Origin of the sequence: Anoxynatronum buryatiense, from assembly GCF_900182905.1 — a bacterium.
In the GTDB taxonomy this organism is placed as follows: domain Bacteria; phylum Bacillota; class Clostridia; order Peptostreptococcales; family Tindalliaceae; genus Anoxynatronum; species Anoxynatronum buryatiense.
On record NZ_FXUF01000010.1, the window covers coordinates 49,632 to 73,706 of the forward strand.

General features: G+C 50.9%; 20 protein-coding genes. 5 read left to right on the forward strand and 15 right to left on the reverse strand.

Annotated features, from left to right (window positions below):
- Positions 1 to 63: 63 nt before the first annotated feature.
- From ligA to QOL74_RS12560, 7 genes are all read right to left on the reverse strand, one after another.
- A complete protein-coding gene (gene ligA / locus QOL74_RS12530; RefSeq protein ID WP_283409831.1) occupies positions 64 to 2,073 on the reverse strand; it encodes an NAD-dependent DNA ligase LigA in 2,010 nt (669 codons plus the stop codon).
- Between the two features lie 66 nt (positions 2,074 to 2,139).
- Positions 2,140 to 4,578, reverse strand: coding sequence for an ATP-dependent helicase (locus QOL74_RS12535; RefSeq protein ID WP_283409832.1), 2,439 nt, complete (start codon positions 4,576 to 4,578; stop codon positions 2,140 to 2,142).
- 194 nt (positions 4,579 to 4,772) lie between these two features.
- Complete coding sequence (locus tag QOL74_RS12540; protein WP_283409833.1) at positions 4,773 to 6,095, reverse strand: GGDEF domain-containing response regulator; 1,323 nt, start codon at positions 6,093 to 6,095, stop codon at positions 4,773 to 4,775.
- Positions 6,096 to 6,169: 74 nt separating this feature from the next.
- Positions 6,170 to 7,453: a tRNA nucleotidyltransferase/poly(A) polymerase-related protein gene (locus tag QOL74_RS12545; protein ID WP_283409834.1), complete on the reverse strand. Its 1,284-nt coding sequence runs from the start codon at positions 7,451 to 7,453 to the stop codon at positions 6,170 to 6,172.
- A 161-nt stretch (positions 7,454 to 7,614) separates the two neighbouring features.
- On the reverse strand, positions 7,615 to 8,025 hold the full coding sequence (locus tag QOL74_RS12550) for a hypothetical protein (protein ID WP_283409835.1): 411 nt from the start codon (positions 8,023 to 8,025) through the stop codon (positions 7,615 to 7,617).
- A gap of 77 nt (positions 8,026 to 8,102) precedes the next feature.
- Positions 8,103 to 9,290 carry a hypothetical protein gene (locus tag QOL74_RS12555; protein ID WP_283409836.1) on the reverse strand — a complete coding sequence of 396 codons (1,188 nt, stop codon included), beginning with the start codon at positions 9,288 to 9,290 and terminating at the stop codon, positions 8,103 to 8,105.
- A complete protein-coding gene (locus QOL74_RS12560) occupies positions 9,283 to 9,807 on the reverse strand; it encodes an RNA polymerase sigma factor (RefSeq protein WP_283409837.1) in 525 nt (174 codons plus the stop codon). The genes QOL74_RS12555 and QOL74_RS12560 overlap by 8 nt, the downstream gene beginning before the upstream one ends.
- Positions 9,808 to 10,010: 203 nt before the next feature.
- Here QOL74_RS12560 and QOL74_RS12565 point away from each other — a divergent pair, with 203 nt between their 5' ends.
- Positions 10,011 to 11,378: an MFS transporter gene (locus tag QOL74_RS12565; protein WP_283409838.1), complete on the forward strand. Its 1,368-nt coding sequence runs from the start codon at positions 10,011 to 10,013 to the stop codon at positions 11,376 to 11,378.
- A 29-nt stretch (positions 11,379 to 11,407) separates the two neighbouring features.
- Here QOL74_RS12565 and QOL74_RS12570 read toward each other — a convergent pair whose 3' ends face one another.
- On the reverse strand, positions 11,408 to 11,674 hold the full coding sequence (locus QOL74_RS12570) for an HPr family phosphocarrier protein (protein ID WP_283409839.1): 267 nt from the start codon (positions 11,672 to 11,674) through the stop codon (positions 11,408 to 11,410).
- Positions 11,675 to 11,890: 216 nt separating this feature from the next.
- Here QOL74_RS12570 and QOL74_RS12575 point away from each other — a divergent pair, with 216 nt between their 5' ends.
- Positions 11,891 to 13,075 (forward strand): MalY/PatB family protein, encoded by a 1,185-nt coding sequence (locus QOL74_RS12575; protein WP_283409840.1) that lies wholly within the window; start codon positions 11,891 to 11,893, stop codon positions 13,073 to 13,075.
- 29 nt (positions 13,076 to 13,104) lie between these two features.
- Here QOL74_RS12575 and QOL74_RS12580 read toward each other — a convergent pair whose 3' ends face one another.
- The 6 genes from QOL74_RS12580 to QOL74_RS12605 all read right to left on the reverse strand — a co-directional run bounded on the left by QOL74_RS12580 (position 13,105) and on the right by QOL74_RS12605 (position 18,146).
- Positions 13,105 to 13,416: a redoxin domain-containing protein gene (locus tag QOL74_RS12580; RefSeq protein ID WP_346771749.1), complete on the reverse strand. Its 312-nt coding sequence runs from the start codon at positions 13,414 to 13,416 to the stop codon at positions 13,105 to 13,107.
- Between the two features lie 3 nt (positions 13,417 to 13,419).
- Entirely contained in the window at positions 13,420 to 13,713 is a 294-nt protein-coding gene (locus QOL74_RS12585) for a hypothetical protein (RefSeq protein ID WP_283409841.1), read from the reverse strand.
- Between the two features lie 56 nt (positions 13,714 to 13,769).
- A complete protein-coding gene (locus tag QOL74_RS12590) occupies positions 13,770 to 14,531 on the reverse strand; it encodes a hypothetical protein (RefSeq protein WP_283409842.1) in 762 nt (253 codons plus the stop codon).
- Positions 14,532 to 14,630: 99 nt separating this feature from the next.
- The gene (gene cls / locus QOL74_RS12595; RefSeq protein ID WP_283409843.1) at positions 14,631 to 16,073 is read right to left on the reverse strand and encodes a cardiolipin synthase; all 1,443 of its coding nucleotides are present in this window, start codon (positions 16,071 to 16,073) and stop codon (positions 14,631 to 14,633) included.
- Positions 16,074 to 16,168: 95 nt separating this feature from the next.
- Positions 16,169 to 17,404, reverse strand: a complete 1,236-nt coding sequence (locus QOL74_RS12600) for a patatin-like phospholipase family protein (RefSeq protein WP_283409844.1) — start codon at positions 17,402 to 17,404, stop codon at positions 16,169 to 16,171.
- A gap of 25 nt (positions 17,405 to 17,429) precedes the next feature.
- A complete protein-coding gene (locus tag QOL74_RS12605) occupies positions 17,430 to 18,146 on the reverse strand; it encodes a Crp/Fnr family transcriptional regulator (protein WP_283409845.1) in 717 nt (238 codons plus the stop codon).
- A gap of 281 nt (positions 18,147 to 18,427) precedes the next feature.
- On the opposite strand from QOL74_RS12605, the gene ric reads away from it, so the two are divergent.
- The 3 genes from ric (at position 18,428) to QOL74_RS12620 (ending at position 20,132) form a co-directional block, all read left to right on the forward strand.
- Positions 18,428 to 19,129, forward strand: a complete 702-nt coding sequence (ric, locus tag QOL74_RS12610) for an iron-sulfur cluster repair di-iron protein (protein WP_283409846.1) — start codon at positions 18,428 to 18,430, stop codon at positions 19,127 to 19,129.
- A gap of 89 nt (positions 19,130 to 19,218) precedes the next feature.
- A complete protein-coding gene (locus tag QOL74_RS12615; protein WP_283409847.1) occupies positions 19,219 to 19,413 on the forward strand; it encodes a DUF1858 domain-containing protein in 195 nt (64 codons plus the stop codon).
- Between the two features lie 164 nt (positions 19,414 to 19,577).
- Entirely contained in the window at positions 19,578 to 20,132 is a 555-nt protein-coding gene (locus QOL74_RS12620) for a hemerythrin domain-containing protein (RefSeq protein ID WP_283409848.1), read from the forward strand.
- 80 nt (positions 20,133 to 20,212) lie between these two features.
- On the opposite strand, the gene nifJ is transcribed toward QOL74_RS12620, so the two are convergent.
- On the reverse strand, positions 20,213 to 23,725 hold the full coding sequence (gene nifJ, locus QOL74_RS12625) for a pyruvate:ferredoxin (flavodoxin) oxidoreductase (RefSeq protein ID WP_283409849.1): 3,513 nt from the start codon (positions 23,723 to 23,725) through the stop codon (positions 20,213 to 20,215).
- Between the last annotated feature and the right edge of the window lie 350 nt (positions 23,726 to 24,075).

Sequence of the window (24,075 nt, forward strand, 5' to 3'; positions counted from 1 at the left end):
TCCTCCTTCGATGATGTATCAAAATGACTCTGTTAAGTGGTGTCGGGTGCTGTTGCTGACCGCTTACTCAGAAAGCAGGCGCCTGAAGGCGGCTTCATCCATGAGTAACAGGTCTGACCTTTTGCCGCTTTCAATGAGTTTTTGGGCTTTGGTCAACTTGCTGCCGGCATCTTCGCCATATAGCAGGATGTCGGTTTTCACACTGACACTGTCGGTCACCCGGGCCCCGAGGGCGGCAAGGGTTTCTTTGATTTCCTGGCGGGTAAAGGTGCTGAGCTTGCCGGTGACCACCACGGTTTTACCGGTGAAGGCGGTGGCTTCATGAGGCGGTGATTCTTCCGCCGATTCCGGGGTTACTCCTGACTGTAGCAACGCGTCAATGGCTTCTCGCACCCTTTCTTCACCAAAAAAGGTGGTGATGCTCTCTGCCACAATGGCGCCAATCTCCGGCAATGCCACCAGTTCTTCTGTGGTGGCCGCCATGACCCTTTCAAGGCTGCCGTAATGATCTGCCAGATCACCGGCGGTACGCTTGCCCACATTGGGGATTCCCAGCGCATACAAAAACCGTGACAAAGAACGGTGCTTGCTGGCCTCAATGGCCTGCATCAGGTTTTCTGCCTTCTTTTGCTGGAAGCCCTCCAGCGGCAATAATGCTTCCAGTTTCAGCCGGTATAACTGGTGGATGCTGCGCAAATCCAGGGCATCGAAAAGCAGGGCTGCCGTTTTTTCGCTGAACCCGTCGATGTCCATGGCGTCCCGCCCGGCGTAATGGGCCAGGCCTGCCACCAGCTGGGGTTTGCAGGCCAGGGTGTTGGGACAAAACAGGTGGGCCCCTTTTTCAACCACTTCGCTGCCACAGGCAGGGCAATGATGCGGTTTTTCGATGGGGCTGCAGGCGGCATCCGGTTCATCAGCCACCCCCATGATTTCAGGAATCACGTCATTGGAGCGGCGCAACCATACCAGACAGTCTTTTTGCAGGCCTTTGCGCTGAATGTCGTCGAAATTGTTCAGGGTGGCCCGGCGTACCGTCACCCCGCCCACTTCCACCGGTGTCAGTTCTGCTGCAGGTGTGAGTTTTCCGGTTCGGCCCACTTGCCACACCACGTCTTCCAACCGGGTGGTGACTTCCATGGCTTCGAACTTAAATGCCACCGCCCACCGGGGAAACTTCATTGTAAAACCGGCCTCCTGACGCAAATCATATCGGTTCAGTTTCACCACCACCCCGTCCACCAGTACATCCAGTTGCGGGATGCCTGCTTCCATCTGGCGGATTTCCCGGGCCACTGCTTCAATTCCCGCGGCTTTTCTCAGATGCGGACTCACCGGAAAGCGGTTTTCCCGTAGAAAGGCCAGCATGGCTTCGTGGGATTCAAATTCCCGGTCACTGCAATATCCCACCTGGTAGCAAAACAGGTCCAGCCGTCTTGAAGCGGTGACTTGGGGATTTAGATTTCGAAGTGCCCCTGCTGCGCCGTTGCGGGGGTTTTTCAGAGGCTCTTGAGCTGTTTTGTTATAGGCTTCAAAAATGGAAAGACGCATCACACCTTCTCCCTGCACTTCCAGGGTACCCTGGTAAGGAATTGACAGGGGAACAGCACCAATGGTTTTCACCTGGGCCAGAATCGCCTCGCCGGTTTCGCCATTGCCCCGGGTGGCCGCCTGCACTAACAGGCCGTTCTCGTAGGTGAGGTTGATGGTGAGGCCGTCATATTTGTACTCCAGCATGTACTCCAGCGAATCATTGGCCAGGTCTCCCAGCTGACGGTGCAGGCGGGTTTCCCAGTTAATGAGTTCTTCTTCTGTTTTTACTTTATCCAGACTCCACAGCGGCGCCAGGTGTTGGTGGGATTCAAAGGCACTCACCGGCTCAGTGCCCACCCGGCGGGTGGGGCTGTCGGGCAGCCAGGTGCCGGTGGCAGCTTCAAGAGCTGTCAGTTCGTCATAAAGCCTGTCATACTCGCCGTCAGGCACCTGGGGATTATCCAGGGCATAGTAATGGTAATTGTACTCGTTCAGCTGATCCACCAGCTGGCGCATCTTTTGCAAGGTCTGCTGATCTGCCAACAGTCTCACACTCCTGTCTTCGCGTTCTCGTCAATCGGCATCTGGCTTCGACTGATCGTTCATGATTTATCCTTCGATGGTCAGACTCACATAGCCCAGCGTGATTTTTTTGATTCCCTGATCGGGAAAGGCGATGGTGACCACTTCACCCTCTTTAGCCACCACAGTTCCCTTGCCAAAGGCGGGATGCCGTACCTGTGCACCTGCCTGCAGATGACCGTCACCGCCAGATGACGCGGCTCCTCCGGCAGAAACAGCCGGTATGGCGGGCGGGGGTGCCGTCAGCGAGCTTCCTCCAAAACCACCGGCGGTTCCCATTCGGGGCCCGGGTCGGCGGTTACGATCCCAACGCTCTTTTCGGGCAGGTGCAGAACTGCTCCCCAGACTTTCCTCCTGCTCCAGATGGAGACAGGTTTCAGGAATTTCTTCCAGAAACCGGGAGGGGGGATTGGTGCTGAGGCGTCCAAAAATGGTGCGCTGCCGGGCATTGGTGAGGTACAGTTTTGTTTCTGCACGGGTGATTCCCACGTAACAGAGGCGGCGCTCCTCTTCTTCATTCCCTTCATTCAGGGACATGGACGAGGGAAAAATGTTTTCTTCCATCCCCGGCATGAACACAATGGGAAACTCCAATCCCTTGGCGCTGTGCAGGGTCATCAAAAGGACGCCGGTGTCACTTTCATCAAGGCCGTCAACAGCCGCTTCCAGCGAGGTGCCTGCCAGAAATGCTTCCAGGGTTTTTTCATCTGAGGTTTCGTCAAATTCTTTGGTGAGCGACAGAAACTCCAGCAGGTTCTCCACCCGCCCCATTGATTCCACTGAGTTTTCCCGTTTTAATTGTTCCACCAGGCCGGTTTCATCATAAATCAGCTGGGTCAGCTGAGTCACAGTGATACTGTTTTTCAGATCAATCCATCCCTGAAGCAAACCTGTGAACTCTGTCAGTTTTTTCACTGCACGCCCACCAGCCTCCAGCAACAGGCGGGGATCTTTAAGAACATCGAAGACAGCCACTTCATTGGCAGCCGCAACGGTTTCCATGGCTTCCACTGTTTTGTCGCCAATTCCCCGACGGGGAACGTTGACAATGCGCTTCAGGTTGATTTCATCACTGGGGTTTTCGATTACCTTTAGATATGCCAGAATATCGCGAATCTCTTTGCGGTCATAGAACCGGGTGCCGCCATAAATGCGGTAGGGAATCTGCTGCTTCAGGAGAGCTTCTTCCAGTACGCGGGACTGGGCATGGGTACGGTACAGCACCGCCACTTCACTGCTGGCGTGGCCCTCGTCCAGTAATTTTCTGATGGTACCGGCAAGATAGGCAGCTTCTTCGTATTCGTTGCCACACCTGCGGTAAATCAGCAATTCTCCCGTTTCTCCCTCAGTGAACAGCTTTTTGTCTTTCCGCATTTTATTGTTGCCCACCACGGTATTTGCCGCCTCCAAAATGGTGGCAGTGGAGCGGTAATTTTGTTCCAGCTTCACCGTGCGGGTGTTGGAGAAATCCTTTTCGAATCCCAGAATATTGCCGATGTCGGCACCGCGCCAGCCATAAATGGACTGGTCGTCGTCTCCCACCACACACAGATTGCCGTGGGCACCTGCAAGGGCTTTCACCCACAGGTACTGGGGTCGGTTGGTATCCTGAAACTCATCCACCAGAACATACTGAAACCGGTTCTGATAATAGGCCAGCACCTCTGGCGCTTCTTTGAAAAGAGCGAGGGTTTTGAGAATCAGGTCATCAAAATCCAGGGCATTATTGCTTTTCAGCTTTTTCTCGTAGTGTTGATACAGTAGTGCCATCTGGCGATTCCAGTAGTCGCTGCCTGCCGCCTTCAGGCAGTCCTCCGGCGTCAGCATCTGGTCTTTTTGTTTGCTGATCCAGCCGCTGACCATCCCGGGGGCAAATTGCTTTTCATTCACGTTCAGGTCTTTCAGGCATTCTTTCATAAGAATTCGCTGGTCTTGAGTATCGTAAATGACAAAATTACGCCCGTAGCCCAGGCGCTCGATATCCCGGCGCAGCATACGGGCGCAGGCGGCATGAAAGGTGCTGAGCCACATGGCGTCATATCTTCCCTGCAACCGTTTTTGCACCCGCTCTTTCATTTCCCGGGCGGCTTTATTGGTAAAGGTGATGGCCAGGATTCGATAAGGGTCCACACCTTCGTTTTCAAGCAGGCGGGAGAGGGGCAGCGGCAGGGGAGCCCCCAGGTCTTCGGCATTGGCCGTCATCCACTGCTCCAGTTCCTTCACGTTATTTTCTGTCACATTTACCGGCAATGTCTCGTTTTCATAGACCGGGCCAAAGCGGATCAGATGGCCAATGCGGTTCACCAGCATGGTGGTTTTCCCGGAACCGGCACCGGCCAGCACCAGCGACGGGCCCTTGACGTGGATCACCGCCTCTCGCTGGGCTTCATTCAGGTGAGGGTATTGGGCCTCTATAAACTGGCTGCGCAGTCTTTGAAAAGTCTGCTGCCATGATGATTCACTCATATACAACTCTCCTTATCACTTTTTTGCCATCCACGTTGCTGTCCAATCAGCATCAATGGCGATTCTTTCCATACTACAGTATAGCACATCCCCCCTGTGAAATGCGTGATCAGTCCCAAACAAAAAGACCCCGGTGAGAGGGTCTTTGAAGATGCTGAGAATGAAGCAGTCAGGAGTCTGATGAATCACCATGTCTATTTGCTGACACCGTCTCTGTAGCGGTTGATTCGGTTCCAGTATGTTTCATCTGCTTCCATATTGTAGCGGGGATGCGTTCGCATCATTTCCAGCAACTCATTGAGGCGCTGTTCCCGGTTGGTCATTTTATTCAGGTACATGGCATCATCCGCTTCCTTCACCAGCTGAGACCGTTTCTTTCCGGGAGAGGTTTTACAGCTGGCTCCCAGGGAAAGGCTGGTGAGGCACCCTTTTTTCATCCCTTCCTCACATTTACGTTTGATGCGACGCATGATTTTCCGGGCATCTGCTTCGGTAGTTTGAGGCAGCAGCACCGTAAACTCATCACCGCCGGTGCGGCAAATAATATCTTCTTCCCGACAGCTGTCCTTCAAAATATCGGCAATTCTGACGGCCACTTTATCGCCTTCCAGGTGTCCCAGCACATCATTCACCAGTTTCAGACCGTCGATATCGCACAAGATCAGGCTCAGGGGATATTGGCGTTCGGTATCCAGCCTGTCAATTTCTTCTTCAAAAAAATCCCGGTTATAAAGCCCGGTGAGCCGGTCTCGAAAACGAAGAAAGACGAGTTCTTCTTCTGTCCGCTTTCGCTGGGTGATGTCCCGGACAATGGCCATTACTTCATTTTCATTGCTGGCTATGATGCGCATCTCGAAATACACATCTTTCTCATTGAGGAGAAGCCTGTATTCGATGGTTTGCATTTCATCAGTTTCCAATGCTGTGTGAATGGCTGTCAGAATCGTCTCTGCCAGGGCCTCCTGAAAAACATCATGTAACCGGCGGCCTTTCTGCCATTCAGCATCTTTAATGAGGAGGGATGTGTCAGAGGTGAACATCTCCAGATGCACCCCCTCGTGATTTAAAAAAATCAGGATGTCAGGCATTACCTGGATCATGGAGCGGAATCGTTTTTCAGTTTTTCTCAACTGTCGTTTCATCTCAGACTTGTACAGGGCCAGCTCTATGTTGATGTATAACTCTTTTTCATTGAAGGGTTTCACCAGAAAGCCACTGGGCTCTGCCGCCAGAACACGTGCCATCATATCTTCATTCAGCAGCCCCGATACAAACAGCACCGGTATTTCAAGGGTGTTCTGCACCTGGCCGGCTGCCCAGATCCCGTCCTTTTCACCTTTTAACGTGATGTCCATCAACACCAGATCCGGTTTTCGTTTCATGATCATCGGCATGGCTTCTTCCACAGAGTGAGCCACTCCCACGACACGATAGCCCCGCTGAAGCAGTGCGTCTTTTGTGATCTGCACGTCCAGGGGACTGTCTTCCACGATGAAAATTTTTCCTGACCGGGCCATATTTAACACCCCCGCTCCACAAGGCTTTGCGTTTACCCTAAATGTTTGATCTATCATACCATACTTGTATCCTTCTATTGTAACTCATTTTGTGATTTTTTCCAGCAATTAAAAAAATGAAGGATTGCTTCTTTTTCCACGCCTTCCAGCTGCATTTGATAAGCAACCGCCAGCCAGGTACCCATGGTGCTGTCGGCAGGGTAATCCAGTTCTTTCAAATCATTGCCAGATATGCAGGGCTTGGGGAGTGCCTCCGGCCGCCATTTTTGGAAACGTCGGAGGGCAGCCATCATTTCCCACCGGTGATGTTTGTTATGCCAGAGAGGTTGAAGGGCATGAAGCAGGGCTTCCAGCAGGGAGGGCTCAGTTAAGAGGCACAGTCGCATCACACCCGGCTGTTGATGGGATAAAAGGAGAAAATCATTCAAGGCTTGAAAGAGACCATTCAACTGGTTTGTTCGCCCATGATGCCGACTGAGGTTTTGAAACCATTGAACCAATGTATCCCTTCTTTTAACTGCCTCAGCGGTCGGCAGGCGCTCTGCTGCCAGCATGGGGGCCATGAGCACAGCCCACATCAACAATCGGCTGTCGGAAACGGTATGCCGCAGGGGCAGGGCAGCAGCAAGCACCGCCGGAATTTGATGGCGCCATCCCGTCACCGGAAAAAGCGGTTCAAAAGATGTTGGGGCCTGTGGCACGGGTAGTCGATGAGTAGCCAGCATGGCTTCCCAGCCTTTCAGCGGGTCTTCTGCCAGTAACCATTTATCCAGCTCCTCCATGATTCGCTCCAGTGGCAGATGGCTGGTAGTGGTTGATTTCATGGCTGCCAGTGTTTCAGGTTCGATGGTGAGTCCCAGTCTGGAAATCAACTGGTACGCCCGGTAAACCCGCAGGGGGTCTTCTTGCAGACAGCCGGACGCGGTCATGCGTAACCGTCGCGCCTGCAGGTCTGCCAAACCGGAGAGGGGGTCCATGAGTTGTTGGGTGAGGGGATGACGGTAGAGGGCGTTGACAGTGAAGTCACGATGGCGGGCATCAATGGCAACAGCCTCTTCCAGCGGCATGGCTGTTTCGACGTCACTGTTGGTGCGTGGCAGTGAGAACTCCACCGCCAGTCCTCTGATCTGGTAAATGGGGAAGCTTTTTCCATAGAAGAGTACCTGACCGAAGGGATCCAGCGCCTCACGCAGCCGGGCATGATTCAACCCAAAAATCACCACATCAAGGTCTTTCACCTGACGATGAAGCAACTGGTCACGCACACACCCGCCCACCAGCAGCGGTGTGGCTCCTTCTGCAATCAAATGGCGAAACAAGGGCATCAGTATCGAAGCATCTGTGGGATTGGTTTTCATTAGTACCCTCCTGGCGCCAGAGCTCATGTGCTGCAATTTTTTGCAGCATATAGGCGACGGTATTGTAAAAAATCCTCCCGACAACAGGTTGCGGGAGGATGACGATTTAACATATGCTAATACATGATGTGAAAGCTGCCATGCAGGTCAATGTGATACAACTATTTGATTTCCAGCGATTCAATAACAGGCTGACCCTGAACAGAAAGTGTGAAAACAATAACAACGGGTGTTCCAGGCTCAGGTTCATTGTTTTCCAACTGTGCCTGTACTGTCTGAGACAGCTGAAAAACCATAAAGTCATGCTCACTGTTCACCAATTCAATTTCAAGGGATCGGGCATCTGCGAACCCCACGTACCGTCCTTCAGCCTGGATCAGCTCTGACTCTGATGTTTCTTCGCCTTCGGGAACTTCTGTTTCTTCATCTTGCGGTTCAGGTTCTTCCACTAAAGGCGGTTCAGGTTCAACGGCCTGACGGCAGCCCGCGAAGGTGAACAGCGTTACCACCAGTAACAGGATCAATATCAATTTAAACGTTGTCACCGGACGCGACGATAAGGTGGTGTTCATTGGCAGCACTTCCTTTCCGGCAAATCACAGGGTCCATATGACTCCTGTTCTTATTATACCCGGTCTCAGCCTAATAATCACTCCCCAATTTTTTCTGCCCCAATCACCAAACCGGCAGCACCGTCGGAGACGGCTTCAATCACCAGTTGCACCTGCTGTTCAGATGCCCCGGCATCCATGGACTCATCCCACTCCCCAAAGACTTGCTGCATTTCTTGAGACAATGCCATGACAATGAGACGGCCGTTGATGTCAAACTCAGCAAACCGGTTGTCAATTCTGCCAAGGTACCGCGCCTGCAGCACGGCATAATCCACTGGCATCAGCATGGTTACCAAAGGTATTTCGCCTTCTTCTGCTTCAATAATGACCAGAAAAAGCTGGCCCTGCTCAGGCTTTAAGTCCTGAAACTGCTGACTGGCACTATCGGACAGCCGGAACTCCTGATAAGGGACTGCCAGATCCAGCAGCCGCAGTTCCACGTAAAGGTCATCGGTCTGTCGTACCATCACCGCAGTGGCTTGCTGCCCCAGAGGTGCCTCCAGGCTAAACATGGTCACTTGCTCTTCTTCAGGGTCTGCCGCATCTTCCGAGGGTGGCATCATGCGAATACCCACTTCTGATGGTTCAGTCTCTTCAGATGTACCGTTTTCCCCGGTTGCAACAGGAGATTCCACAATGGCCGCCGGTTCATCCTGCAGGGCTGTTGTCTTCGGCATGGCTCCCGGTTCCGGTTCAGCGTCTGACTCTCTCACCGAAGCCGACTCAGGCTCCAATTGGCCGGATTCTTCCGGCGCAATTGCTGCACCCATCATTTCCTCTGTTCCATCGACAGGATCGTCCTCTTCTGCTTCGTCGGCACCGGCGGCTGCCATGGAAAGAGGCTCCTCTGGAGCATCAGCCGGTTGGGCAGAACGCATCATGAATGGGGCAGAATCAGGCGCTTGTGTCAGTTGCGGCATACGTTGAATCAGAGATACCACTCCCACCAGAAGAAAAAGGGCGGCGGCGGCAGATGTCCACTTCATCCATGGTTTGCGGCGGGCAGCCACGCGGCGGCGCTGGCTGACGTCACCGTTTGTCAGCATTTCATCCAGTAATTCTTTATCGCTGCGCAGTCTTTTGACGCCGCGCACTGTTTCAAGCAAATCAGCCATTTCCTGATTCATCGAAGAAGGCGCTGCAGGGCTGCATTCCATGATCAGCGAATCGATAAAGTCGTTCACATATTCTTCCTGTTCTTGTCTGTTCATTACTTTAACCACTGAAATAGCCTCCTTCCTCCAAAATTTCTTTTAATTTCTGTACCCCTCGAAACTGGAGGCTTTTCACGGTTCCAACGGGTTTTGACAGTTCATCGGCCACTTCTTTCAAAGGTCTGCCTTCAACGATGCGCCAAATGAGTATTTTGCGGTATAACTCCGGCAGTTTCTGAAGGGCTTCCCGTAATACCAGGTTTTCTTCAATCATGTGGGTTTCTGACACTGCCAGATTTTTTTCGCTGACCTGGTTGAGTTCCACCACTTTCGGGCTGCGTCCCCGCTGTCTCCATGTATCGTAGATGGTGTTGCGGGCAGCAGTGAATATATAGGCCCGCATCTTCTCCTCTTCCACATTTCCCTTTTTTACCTGCTGAAAAACCTTTTGAAAAACATCCTGCGTCAGTTCCTCTGCCTCTTCCTTGTTTTGCAAACGATAGTAGGCATACTGATAAACCTGTGGCCACAGGGTTTCATATACTTCCTGGAACATGCCGTTCCAGGGGGATGAGGCAGATTTCATGGCATGCACCCTCTTTTCATCGTATGGTCAGTTCGATCTGTTTGATCTGTTTGATCTGTTTGATGCACCTGATCATCCTATGGTGATTATCTGTCATTCTACAGGTTAATACGCAGAATAGGAAAAAGGGTTGCATTCTTAAAGGAGAAATCTTATGATGAACATAGGTTTTCCCATCACATATGGTCAACGGAGGAGTGTTCATGGTACAGCATTCAGAATCGTCCGCAGAATCAACCAGCTTCACGGGGGGCGCAACATCGGGTTATCGTTGGGTGGTATGGGGAGTTCTGATTCTGGCTTATCTGGTGGTTTTTTTTCACCGGCTGGCACTGGGTGTGGTACGGGACGACCTCACCCTTGCCTTTGGAATCAACGCCACCACCTTCAGTAATCTGGGCGCCACCTATTTTTACGCCTATACGCTGATGCAGATCCCCTCCGGTATATTGGCAGATTCTCTGGGTGCCCGGAAAACCGTCACTTATGGCACCCTCATGGCTGCCTTCGGTTCGCTTCTTTTCGGTCTTTCTCCCAGCATTGGCTGGGCTTTTGCCGGTCGGTTGCTGGTGGGTATTGGTGTGTCGGTTGTACTCATTGCCATTTTGAAAATTCTTTCCCAGTGGTTTCCTGAAGACCAGTTTGCCACCATGTCAGGCCTGACAGCTTTTATGGGAAATGTGGGCGGCATGCTGGCCCAGACGCCCCTGGCCCTGATGGTGGTCTGGTTCACCTGGCGGTCCACTTTTGCAGGTATTGGAGTTGCAAGCCTCTTCATCGCCCTGTTGTGTTATGTGCTGGTGCGCAATACCCCTCAGGAGATGGGCCTGCCATCCGTGGGAATCTCCTCTTCTACAGCCCACAGCCGCCCCATCAGCCGCGAAACTCTCTCAAGGGGATTGGCAGCAGCGATGAAAAACCCGGGTACTTGGCCAGGTTTCTTTGTGTTTATGGGAATGTTTGGTACTTACGTAGCCATGACGGGCGCCTGGGGCAACAGTTATTTGCGTGAGGTGTTCGGCTTTTCAGCCACCAAAGCTTCCAATCATCTGATGCTTGCCATTTTGGGCCATGCTTTGGGCTGTATCTTTATTGGCAAACTGTCTGATCAAATGAAACGTCGGCGACGCCCCATGGCTTTGTTCACACTAATTCACGTGGTTTCATGGGGAGTGCTGCTGTTTGGGAATGGCGGCCGCTTGCCGACATGGGCGCTGCCACCGTTGCTTTTTGTGCTGGGCTTCAGTTCATCGGCGGTGATTCTCTCCTGGTCATGCAGCAAGGAAGTGAATGATCCAGCCATAGCCGGTATCGCCACTTCCATTGTGAACATGGGTGGTTTTGTAGGGGCTGCCTTTCTGCCGGTGATTCTGGGCAGCATCATTGACCGTTACGGCCATCTGCTGGAGGCAGACGCCCTGTATCGCCGGGCATTCTTTTTCTGCCTCTTATCCGCCGTTCTCAGTTTGGTGGGTTCATTGCTGGTGAAAGAGACTCATTGCAGGAATATTTATCATCAGATGCACACCGCAGCCAAAAGTGCCAAAAGTGGTGCTTCAACGGATCTTTAGCCATGAAAAAACCTGATTCCTTGTGGGAATCAGGCCTCTTTAAAATCATTTTCAATAAGTGCTGTGATGGTGCGAAAGGCTTCGGCTTCGTCAGGACCATTCACCTTTAAATGAACTTCCTCACCCTTGCGCACACCCATACTCATGACATTCATAATGCTCTTGGCATCATATTCGTTGCCGCTTCGGTAAACGAATATATCGGAATCGAACCGCATGGCCACTTTCACAAGAATTGCGGCAGGCCTGGCATGGATGCCGGTTTCGTTTGTCACTTGAATCACTTTTTCCAACATCAGTCATCACCCTTTCAGAAGGATATGGTGTCTTGTGTTTGGCATTCCTTTAACAAAATCATCTATAAGGGTCAACCCAGATCCCTTTACAACTGAAGGATGTACCTCCAAGAAGACAAATGCGACGAATCTTCTGAACGCTTTCTCATTTATTGTACCTTAAACCCCGACAGAAAAAAAGCTTTATATCAAAACTTTTTATAAAGGAGTGACAAAATGACAGCTTTTGATTTCAATACTGTTCATCAACGCAAGGGGACTCATTCCATCAAATGGGAATTCAACCGCACCATGTTTGGGTCTGACGACCTGCTGCCCATGTGGGTGGCCGATATGGACTTTGCCTGCCCGCCTGCGGTGACAGCGGCTGTGCAGCAGCGGGCCGCTCATGGGATTTATGGCTATACAGGGATTTCCGATGCTTATCTGAAGTCGGTGGTCACCTGGATGCAGCAGCGCCATCAATGGACCATTTCACCGGAATGGATTGTTTTCATCAATGGGGTGGTGCCCGCTCTCAACATGTTGCTGCAGACCTTTTCTCACCCGGGAGATTTTGTGGTCATCCAGCCGCCGGTGTATTACCCGTTTTTCAATGCCATCAATAATAATGGCCGTCATCCCCTGCTGAACACACTCAAAGAGGAAAACGGCCGCTATGTGATGGATCTTGAGGATTTGGGCGAAAAACTTAAAAACCCCCGCACCAGTGTCATGATTCTCTGCAGCCCCCACAATCCTGTTGGACGTGTCTGGAGCCGCAGTGAAATTTCAAGGGTGGCAGAACTGTGCCTGGCCCATGATGTACTGCTGATTTCAGACGAAATTCACCATGATCTGGTTTTTGCGCCCCACCGGCACCAGATTACCGCCATGCTGTCCGATGAAATTGCCCACAACACCATTACCTGCACAGCTCCCAGCAAGACCTTTAATCTGGCAGGCTTGCAGGCTTCCAACATCATTATTACCGACGAGAAAAAAAGACGCCGTTTTACCCAAACACTGGAGCGCAACGGAGTCTTTGGCATTAATCCCTTTGGCAGCGCAGCCACCATTGCCGCCTATGAGTCAGGGGCCCCCTGGCTTGATGCCCTGCTGGATTACCTGACGGAGAACCTGGACTATCTGGAAAACTTTGTGAAGGAACATCTGCCCGAGGTGCGTCTGTTCAGACCCGAGGGCACCTACCTGGCCTGGATGGATTTCAGGGCTCTCGGCCTTGATCAGACCGCTTTGGAAGCATTGATTGAAAAGGATGCAGGCGTCGCTCTGAATCAAGGTTACATCTTTGGCGATTCAGGCATTGGCTTTCAGCGGATGAATGTGGCCTGCCCACGCAGTCTGCTTGAAGAAGGCCTCAACCGCATTACCAGAGCAGTGGCTGCCCAGCGAAGATAAGCCGCTCATTTGGCCGGAAGCCAGGAATGTCAGCGGTTCAGCTGAAGGTGCTGAAGCAGGACTGTTGCCGGATCATCAGTCACCTGCTGATAGAGTCGTTCCCCCTCAGGGGAATAGATGACAACACCCCGGTGTACTGTGCTGGCCTGGGGTTGAATGATCCCCGCTTCCCGATAAAACATGATTTCAGGATCGGACATCAGTGGATAGCTGAGTCCGATTTTTTCTGTCAGCGCTTCATGCGCGGCTGGTGTATCGGCACTGACGCCGTAAAGGGCGTAGCCTAAATCTTCAATTTCTTCGATCACTTCGTTCAGCTGACCCAGCTGCTGCGTACAGATGGATCAGCCGGCGCCCAGAAAGAAAACGAAAATAGTGCCGGTGTCACCGGCAGCCAGCAGATCGCCCACACGCTGGGTTTCTCCCCGGTGATCCAACAGTGCCAGATTCTCTACAACACCGCCTGCCCCATCTGTTTCAAGAGTGGGGGCTTGTGCTGTATTCCGAAACCCCAGAATGGCAACGACAATCACCAGGATCACGGCCATAACGGCCATCCAGATCATTACCTGTCTTCCTTTTGCCGGCGTGCCCTGAGCTTTGCTGTTTTTCCGCTTGATTTTTCTAATCTGTGACATGGCTTATCCCTCCCGTATTGTATGGATTCACAAAAACGACTGTCGGCAGCTGCCACTTAAGGCATCAACGACTGTCCGGTGTCTGTCCATGTGAAATTTTCGAGAATAACATGAGCTCTGGCTTCAAGTCCATCGCCGTATTCCCAGGGGTAATGAATATCAATGTGAAAGAACCGACCGTCATGCTGCCCTGCATAGATGGCTCCTGTATACGCATCGTCCATGAAAAAGTATTCCCGCAGTGTCCAGTCATACATCAGCTCTTCCGGAAGCTTTTTTTCAACCCATTCCACTTCCCGGGATACAAGAAGCCCATTATCTCCCGTCAAAAGATCAAAGAAAGCCTCAGAAGTCACCACTGCATCGGCATGATAGAAGGTGACGGCCACATACGCTTCAGGATTTGGGTTGCCGCCATAGTTGGTGATAAAGCGAACGCCATCGGCTTCACCTGAGTCTGCTGTTTCAGCCACCATGTCTTCTGTATAATAGGTGTGGAAGGGGAGGCCTGATTCCCTGAACAAATGAATCACCACCGGTTCTTCCATTCCTTCAATGAGAAACACCGTTTCGATGGTTTCCGGTAATTCTGCCGGTGTTTCTGCAACGGGTTCAACCGGGGCCGGTTCTTCCGCCGGCATCTCTTCGGTTGGTATGTCTTCTGCCGGACTTTCCGCAGCACCATTGGGCCCACCAGCAGGCCTGCCACAGGCAGTAACTGCCAGCATCAATACCAGCCCCATTAATGCCAGTGCCAGCATCCATGGGCCGTGTCCTTTGTGAGTTGATTGATTTTTTTCCTCATGTCCTGTTGTCATTATCAACGCCTCCATTTTGAATGATTCAGTGACTCATGTCCATTAACAGGTTGTGTGGATCTTTTTTGGAGTGGTTCTGTTTTGTGCAGCTGGTTTTTCTTACAGAATCGGCGACAGCAATCGCATGGCCGATTCTTTAAACCGGTGAATAAAAGGTCGCTGTCGATGGTGTTCCAGGCTTACCTCAATGCTGTCGGCCAAATCTTCAAAGAAATCATGGCTCATTTGACGGGTGATGGCTTCATCGTAGTAAAAGGCATTCACCTCAAAGTTCAGATCAAAGCTTCGAATATCCATGTTGGTGGTTCCCACAGAAGTAAAGTTGTCATCCACCAGCACCACCTTGCTGTGCATGAAGCCCTTTTGATATTGAAAGATTCTGACGCCGGCTTCCAGCAACTCCTGAAAATGTGATTTGGATGCCCAGAAGACTGTTCGGTGGTCAGGGCGCCCCGGAAGCAGAATTCGAACATCGACGCCACGAAGGGCCGCGGTTTTGAGGGCGACCAGAATGCTCTCATCCGGCACCAGGTAGGGGGTGCAAATATAGACTCGCTGCATAGCCGTGGTAATGGCCATGAAGTAACCCTGATGAATGGATGCCCACAGCGAGTCAGGGCCACTGGAAACCACTTGAATCAACTGGTCTCCCAAATGCTCCCTTCGCGGAAAAAAGATCTTGTCATCTATTTCCTGCCCGCTGACAAAATACCAGTCCCGCAGAAAGATAACCTGCAGCGCATAAACAGCTTCACCCTCAATTTGAACCTGGGTATCCCGCCAATAACCCAGTTCCGGTGATTTTCCCAGGTATTCGTCACCAATGTTCAATCCACCGGTGAAGCCCATTCGGCCATCCACCACCAACAGCTTTCGATGGTTTCGATAGTTCAGGCGATGGGCCAGGATCACCGGGTAAAGCACTTTCAGAAAGGGTTTCACCTCCACCCCTGCCTCCCGCATCTCATCAAGAAACCGGCGGCTCAGGCGCCAACTTCCCACTGCATCGTAGATAAGCCGCACCGATATGCCCTCCCTGGCTTTTTTGATCAGTGCCTGCTGAAAACGGCGGCCGATAACACTGTCTTTGATGATGAAATACTCCATGTGAACGTGGTGACTGGCTGATTCAATGGCCTTCAGCATGGTTTCAAAGGCTGTCTCTCCACTCTTTAAAAGATGGCTCCGGTTGTTTGCTGTGAGGGGAGCGTCACCGTTATTGACCATAAGGGGCAACACTTTTCCACGAACATCATTGTAACGCCTGGTAAAGAGGTCACTATGGTCTGAAACAAAGATCTGATTATCCAGGAGACGGCGGATGATCCGGTAGTCCTGTTTTCGTTTTTTGATGAAGGTGCGTTTTTTACGGTGATTCTGACCCAAGTAAAGGTAGAGGAAGATGCCGAAAATTGGAACGAAAATGAGGATCAACAGCCAGGTCATGGTGCGGGAGGGGTTTCGGTTTTCCAGTACAATGACAAGCCCCACCACAATGGTGCTGATGGTGATCACCGCAGTAAGTATTCCCAGCGGACTCATCGCTATTCCCCTTTCTGTCTCTGCTTTAGCGTGTGCGCGTGGAATGATATTTCCGAAAGATACTTTTCCTGTTTTCGCAAGACCTGGTGGGATCATCAGCCTTGAAGCATGTGCTGAAACCAGTCACGATTTTTCATGAAAGACTGGAGCAGCGCTTCTTTTTTCTTTTCTCTGCCGGGCTTAAAGAGATTTTCTGATATTTTCAGAAATGAAGCCACCGAGTTGGCTTCGCTTTTTTCTTGCTGATGAAAGGGACAACTGGCAATCACTTGCATCCACTCATCAAACTCGTAAACTTTCAGATAATCCACCTGGCAGGTTTCTGCCGTGGCTTCCAGCACCCGCAGCAGCAGGTCACGGTGTGTGTGGGAAGGTGTCAGCCCGGCCAGTTCCATCAACGCTGGAATGGCATCCTCAATAAAGAGACGGTTTAATGCCTTGCCAGGTTTCAGTCCCAGTATGGTGCACACTTCTTTTTTTGCTTCTTCCGGCCAGCGGAGAATCATCTGCAGGGCGGTCATTTCATCGGGAAAGGCTTTTAGGTAAAAGCGTTTGCCCTGATAATTTTTTAGAACTCGCAAGGTGTCCAGATAACCCAACATCAGGTTTCGCCGGCTTCGCCGGGTGCTGAAATCCAACATGCCTCCCAGATCACGCTCAGGTGCAATGTAATGAATGGTTGCGTCTTTCTCATTCACCCTGATAATTCGCCCTGAACCATAAAGGCGAACAGCGTAGATTTCCCGGTAGCCTTTCTTCACCAGCATGTTGGCAGGAAGATTATTGTAAAAACCACCGTCAAGAAACACCTTGCCGTCCAGCAGACGTTCCCTGAAAACAGGAAGGTATGAGGACGCCATGAGATAGTCTCCCATTTTCCCTTCTGGAATATCTTCTTTAAAGAGCTCCAGGGGTTTTCGATCGGTGATGGAGAAGGTGACAAATCCAAAATCCACCGGCGATCTTCTGATGGCTTCCTCGCTCAGCAGTTGCTGGATCATGTCATAGAGTGGCGATGTGTCAATTCCGCTATTTTTGATGATGTTGCGAATTTCTTCTATGATCATTATCACGTTGGCATGATCCAATTTGCGGTCTGACAGCATTTCGTAAATATCATCGTCAAGGGTCATTACCTGCTGGGGTGTCATATGATACCACAGCTCCCATGCCGCTTCAAAGTCATCCTGAACCATGAGCCCTCCGTTGAGAGCCCCCACAGAGGTACCTGTTATCCCCTGAAAAGTGACGCCCATTTCCCGGAAAGCTTTCCAGGCTCCAATTTGATAAGCGCCTTTGGCGCCGCCGCCCTCCAGTGTTAATCCCAGCATGGGTCATCCTCCTCTTCAAGTAAGCTTACTCAATCAGTTCTTTCAACCGATTCATGTCACGAATGATCACCCGGCGGCCGCTTTCCAGCAGCAGAATGCCTTCGGCCTGAAGTGCCGATAAACGTCGGCTGACGGTTTCACGGGTGAGTCCCAGATAGGCAGCCATGTCTTCCCGGGAGAGGGGCATATTAATGGCCGTTCCTTCCAGCTCTCTCACTCCAAAACCTTCTGCCAGATTGATCAGCAAGACTGCCATGCGCACGTCAACATCTTTGCTGGTTAACACCTGCACCAGCTTTTCCAGTGATTTAATCCGGTCAAAGGCATGCGCCAGTACCTGATCTCTCACCTGGGGGCTGTCTTCCAGCACCCGGCGAAAATCTTCCTGGGCCAGCACACAAAAGGCGGTGTCTTCCAGAGCGGTTACCCGATACTCCACTGCCTCTTCTTTTAACAGGCTCAGTTCACCAAAAAAATCCCCTTCCGCCAGAATATAGAGAATCTGTTCTTTGCCATCCCGATTATAGGTATAGGCTTTGACACTTCCCTGATTAACGATGTAGAGACTTGAAAGCAGGTCTCCTTCATGAAAGATGGTTTCGCCCTTTTTTATTTTTCGGCTGACAATCAGGCTGGAAATCTTTTCCAGCCCCGCTTCATCCAGTTGCTGAAATAAGGAAACTTTTGAAGCACAATAGCTGTTGCGGCAGGATTCACAGCCGCATCCCCGGCAAGCTTCCATGTTGGTCACTCCCATTCTGTGTCTTATCACCAGTCGCTTTTCAAATGATTCATACCCACTTTTTGCTGCTTTAGCCCTTCCTTTGTCAGTTCTCTTTCTGATGTGCTGAAAGTCCCGTATGTCATCATGTGATTTGCTTTTTTAGAGCCGCGTGATTCGAATCACGGTTTTTCTGCTTTTATCAGTGTACACTTGGGTTACTGTTGGTGATGCCACACCATCGCCCCAATGCATCTGTGGATTCCTTCACCGACGGGGTATGATACTAAGGAGTGATTCATATGATTACCACCAACGACATTCATTTGAACGAGACGCTTGGTGCCATTGTCAGCCGTTTTCCAGGCTCGATTCCCATTCTCACGAAGCATGAGATTGACTTCTGCTGCGGCGGTCACCGCACGTTGGCCACTGCCCTTGACCTTTCTTCGGATCAAAGAACGCACCCGGTGCTCACCGAACTTAATGCTGGTTATGAACGTGCTCTCACCGAAGGAGAAGACTTTCAGCAGTTTCGTTATGAGAGCCCCACCATGCTCATGGATTACATTGTTCACTGGCATCACGAGCGGCTGCGCGAAAATCTGCCGACCATCGAGAAGCTGTTGGCTAAAATAGTAGCGGTTCACGGAAGCAATCACCCGGAGCTGCTGGCTGTGGAGCAGGCGTTTACACCTCTGAAAGCTGCCATGATTGAGCACTTGTCTGAAGAAGAGACCCATAGCTTTCCTCTCATTAAAGAAGCCTCTGAAACCGTCACACTCACCAGAGAAACCATGACCGCTCTTGACAGCCTGCGAGAGGATCACGACACCGTGGGTGATCACCTGAAAGCCATTCGCCGTCTCACCCAGGGATTCACCATACCCGAAGATGGCTGCTCCACTTACCATTTCGTGTATCAAAAATTGCTGGAGCTGGAAACAGACACTTTCCAGCATGTGCATTTGGAAAACAATGTGCTGTTTCACATGATTGGCTAACCACTTTAAACTACCACCCGCCAAATTAACAACTGATTTAACAACTGAAATTAGCAACCGAATTAACTACCTAAAAAGGAGCGATTTCAATGAACATTACCAAAGACATGACCATTGCAGAAATTTTGAAGCACCAACCCAATGCCGCCGTCATTCTCATGCAGTTTGGCATGGGGTGCATCGGCTGCCCTTCCTCTCAGTCAGAAACCCTGGCAGAGGCGGCGCTGGTTCATAACATGGATGCCGACGCCATTCTGGTAAAACTGAATGAGGGGCGTACCTAATGAGCCTGTTTCTGGGAATCTGTGGGTGATGACGTGTTGCATTATGATGACCTTCGAAAAACCTGGATTCAGGCATTTTCAAACCAGCTGCAGCCCTCCTGGAGCTACTCGGTGTCACCGGAGGGGATTCACCAGATTCAGACTGAAGGAGGAACTTCTGCCCTATGAACGCCATTGAACTGATGACTTATGAACACACGTTTATTCGCCGCATGCTCACTGTCATGCGCAAGTTTGCATACCGTCTCATGAATGATCCGCAAATGGACGTTTCTGATGCCCCCCTGATGATTGACTTTGTTCGCCAATACGCTGACAAGCATCACCACGGAAAAGAGGAAGATCTTCTCTTTAACCGCATGGTGGCACATCTGGGTTCTGCTGCTGTGAAGCTGGTACAGCACGGCATGCTGGTGGAACACGATTTGGGACGTCTTCATATGAAACTGATGGAAGAAGGCATTGAAGCGTTTCAGGCAGGCGATGATGAAGCCCGGCTTGATATCATAGGCAATGCCATCGCTTATACCCAACTGCTTGACCGTCACATCTCCAAAGAGGATGACATGGTTTATCAGTTTGCCTGGCGTCATTTTCAGCCGGAGATGATCGAACTGATCAACCGGGAAACGGATGATTTTGAAGTCAAGGCTTCGGCAGCAGGCATTCAGCAGCATTACCTGACTCTGCTGGAGGAGATGGAAGCGAAATACCTGTAAAACGAAAGCTGCGGACGCATTGTCCGCAGCTTTCTTCTGATGCTGATTCATTTCATTTCCAGCTTATGCCGCTGGATTTTTTACATTTCTGCCAGTTTTTTGTAGATGCTGTATCTTTCCTGAGCGTCTTTTTCAGCCTGCGCAAAGAGGATTGTCGCTTCTTCAGGGAAGGTTTTCTTCAGAGAAGCATAGCGTACTTCGCTGGCCAGGAAATCCTGGAAGGAAGTTTTAGGCTCTTTTGAATCCAGAATGAACGGATTTTTGCCTTCTTCCTGCAACAGCGGGTTGTAGCGATATAAATGCCAGTAGCCGGCATCCACTGCTTTTTTAGTCTGCTCCTGGGTTTTACCCATGCCGGCACCAATGCCGTGAGCGATACAGGGAGCATATGCGATGATCAGTGATGGTCCCGGATAGGCTTCTGCTTCTTTCAGGGCTTTAATCAGCTGATTCTTGTCAGAACCCATGCCCACCTGTGCCACGTACACATAACCGTAGGTCATCATCATGCGGCCCAGGTCTTTTTTGCGGATCTTTTTACCAGAAGTGGCGAACTTGGCCACTGCACCTGCAGGAGATGCTTTGGAGGACTGCCCGCCTGTGTTGGAGTATACTTCTGTATCCATGACAAGCACATTCACGTCTTCACCAGAGGCCAGCACGTGATCAAGGCCGCCGAATCCAATGTCGTATGCCCATCCGTCTCCACCAAAGATCCACTGTGATTTCTTAACCAGGTAGTCTTTCTTCATGATAATTTCATCAATTACTTCGTTGCCCTTGGCTGCTTCCAGCAGGGGCAGCAGGTCGTAGGTGGCTTTTTTGGAGGCTTTGGCATCATTTTTGCCGTCAAGCCATGCCTGGAAGGCGGCTTTCAACTCTGCCGAAAGATTCATTTCAAGTCCCTGAGTCATCAGATCTGCCAGTTTTTCACGAATCTGACTGGTGGCAAGAGCCATTCCGTAACCATATTCTGCGTTGTCTTCAAAGAGGGAGTTTGCCCAGGCAGGCCCCTGACCCTTATCGTTTACGCAGTAAGGAACCGAAGGCGCACTTCCGCCATAGATAGAGCTGCAGCCGGTGGCATTGGCAATGAGCATGCGGTCACCAAACAGCTGGGTGATCAGCTTCACATAGGGTGTTTCACCGCAACCTGCACAGGCGCCGGAGAACTCGAACAGCGGCTGTGAGAACTGGCTGCCCTTCATGGTTTCAATATTGGTCAGATCAGCTTTGCTGCTGATAGTGGTTGCAAAATCCCAGTTGGCTTTTTGAGCAGCAATCTGAGGTTCAACAGGCTTCATTTCAAGGGCCTTGGTTTTAGCCGGGCAAATGTCGGCACAGTTGCCGCAACCGGTACAATCAAGAGTGGCCACCTGAATGCGGTATGTCATGCCATCAAACTCTTTGCCCATGGCTTTCAGGGTTTCAAAGCCTTCCGGGGCTGCCTGCTGTTCTTTTTCATCCAGCAGGAAGGGGCGAATGGCGGCATGGGGACAAACGAAGGCGCACTGGTTACACTGAATGCAGTTTTCCTTGATCCATTCAGGCACATCCACAGCGATTCCCCGCTTTTCGTAAGCAGAGGTTCCCATGGGGAAGTGGCCGTCTTCACGGTCAACAAAGGCACTCACCGGCAGGTTGTCGCCTTCCTGTGCATTCATGGGATGCAGAATGTCAGAGATGAAGGCTGGTTCGTTCTTTTCAGACACTGCCGCGTCTGTTGCATTGGCCCAGGAAGCCGGAACAGCCACCTGATGCAGGGCTTCCATGCCCAGATCCAGTGCTTTTTGGTTCATTTCAACGATTTTCTCACCTTTACTGCCGTAAGTGTCAACCACTGCCTGTTTCATGTAGGTCATGGCTTCTTCCACCGGAATCACGTCAGCCAGTTTAAAGAAAGCCGATTGCATTACCATGTTGATGCGCCCGCCCAAGCCGATTTCAGCAGCGATCTTGGTGGCATTGATGATGTAGACTTTAGCTTCTTTTTCTGCCAATGCCCGTTTCAGACTGGCAGGAAGCTTCTCTTCCAGTTCGCGATCTTCCCAAAGGCAGTTGAGCAGGAAGGTGCCGCCTTTTTTCAGGCCTTTTACCAGGTCATACTGGTTGACATAAGCCTGGTTGTGACAGGCGATAAAATCAGCCTCACTGATGAGGTATGTGGAACGAATGGGCTCTTTTCCAAAGCGCAGGTGGGAAATGGTGACACCGCCGGACTTTTTGGAGTCATAAGAGAAATATCCCTGTGCATACATGTCGGTGTGGTCACCGATGATTTTAATGGAGTTTTTGTTGGCACCAACCGTTCCGTCGGAACCAAGTCCCCAGAATTTGCAGCGAACAGTACCTTTGGGCTCTGTGCTGATGGGAGGAAGCATGGGAAGGGAGCTGTGGCTCACGTCGTCGATGATGCCGACGGTGAAGCTGTTCTTCGGCTCAGCCAGTTTCAGGTTTTCGTATACTGCCAGAATCTGAGCCGGAGTGGTGTCCTTGGACCCAAGACCGTAACGTCCGCCAACGATCACCGGTGCGTTTTCCTTGCCATAGAACATGTCTTTGATGTCCAGGTACAGGGGCTCGCCCGGAGCACCCGGCTCTTTGCAGCGATCCAGCACCACAATTTTCTTCACAGTTTTAGGCATCACGTTCATGAAATACTCAGGCACAAAGGGGCGGTACAAATGAACTTTAATGAGGCCCACTTTTTCGCCTTTTTCCATGAGATGGTCAATGGTTTCATCAATGGTCTCTGTCACAGATCCCATGGCCACAATGATATGCTCCGCATCTTCAGCACCATAGTAATTGAATGGCAGGTAGGTGCGTCCGGTTACATCGCTGATTTTCTTCATGTAATCAACCACGATTTCCGGCAGCGCCTGGTAGTAGGGAGCAGCTGCTTCTTTTGCCTGGAAGAAGATGTCTGGGTTTTGAGCGGTGCCACGGAGAACCGGGCGCTCGGGATTCAGGGAATTGTTACGGAAAGCGTCAATGGCGTCCCAGTCCACCAGTTCTTTAAACGTATCATAATCGATAGCTTCGATCTTTTGAACTTCGTGAGATGTTCTGAATCCGTCGAAGAAATGAACGAAGGGAATGCGTCCTTTAATAGCGGCCAGATGAGCCACGCCGGCCAAATCCATCACTTCCTGCACACTGCCGGAAGCCAGCATGGCACATCCGGTTTGACGGGCTGCCATCACATCGGAATGATCACCAAAGATGGAAAGCGCATGAGCCGCCACCGCACGGGCACTTACATGAAACACACCCGGGAGTAACTCGCCTGCAATTTTATACATGTTGGGGATCATCAGCAGCAAACCCTGTGAAGCAGTGTAGGTGGTGGTGAGTGCACCAGCGGCCAGTGAACCGTGAACAGCTCCTGCGGCTCCTGCTTCCGACTGAAGTTCTGTCACCCTTACCTTTTGTCCAAAAATGTTCGTTTGCCCGTAAGCACTCCATTCGTCCACACTCTCCGCCATATTTGACGACGGCGTGATGGAGTAGATGGCGGCTACGTCTGTGAACGCGTATGAAACATACGCGGCAGCGGTGTTACCATCCATGGTCTTCATCAATTTTGCCATTTTGTTGCCTCCTTCTTGATTTTGTTGTATTTTTAACATTCTATAGGTTGGAATATAGGGTCGCTTGGTTCCTATTATATAGTATCATATAGGGCATTACCAGTACATGAATTGAAAAACGGAAAGTTTATTAATTCAAAAATATGATAATTTAATCGGGAGTTCTTGCATGTAGCCACTGCATTTGCCTCATTTTTATCCAGGGGTGCGACCATCGTTTATTATCGAACGTTACAGAAATTGCTTTTTTCGGCATTAACTGGCACTTCTTCATGTTATCCCACACTTTTTTTCATTTAAAAACATTCCTTCGCGGATTGTCCATTGGACATCCATGGAGTATAATTAAC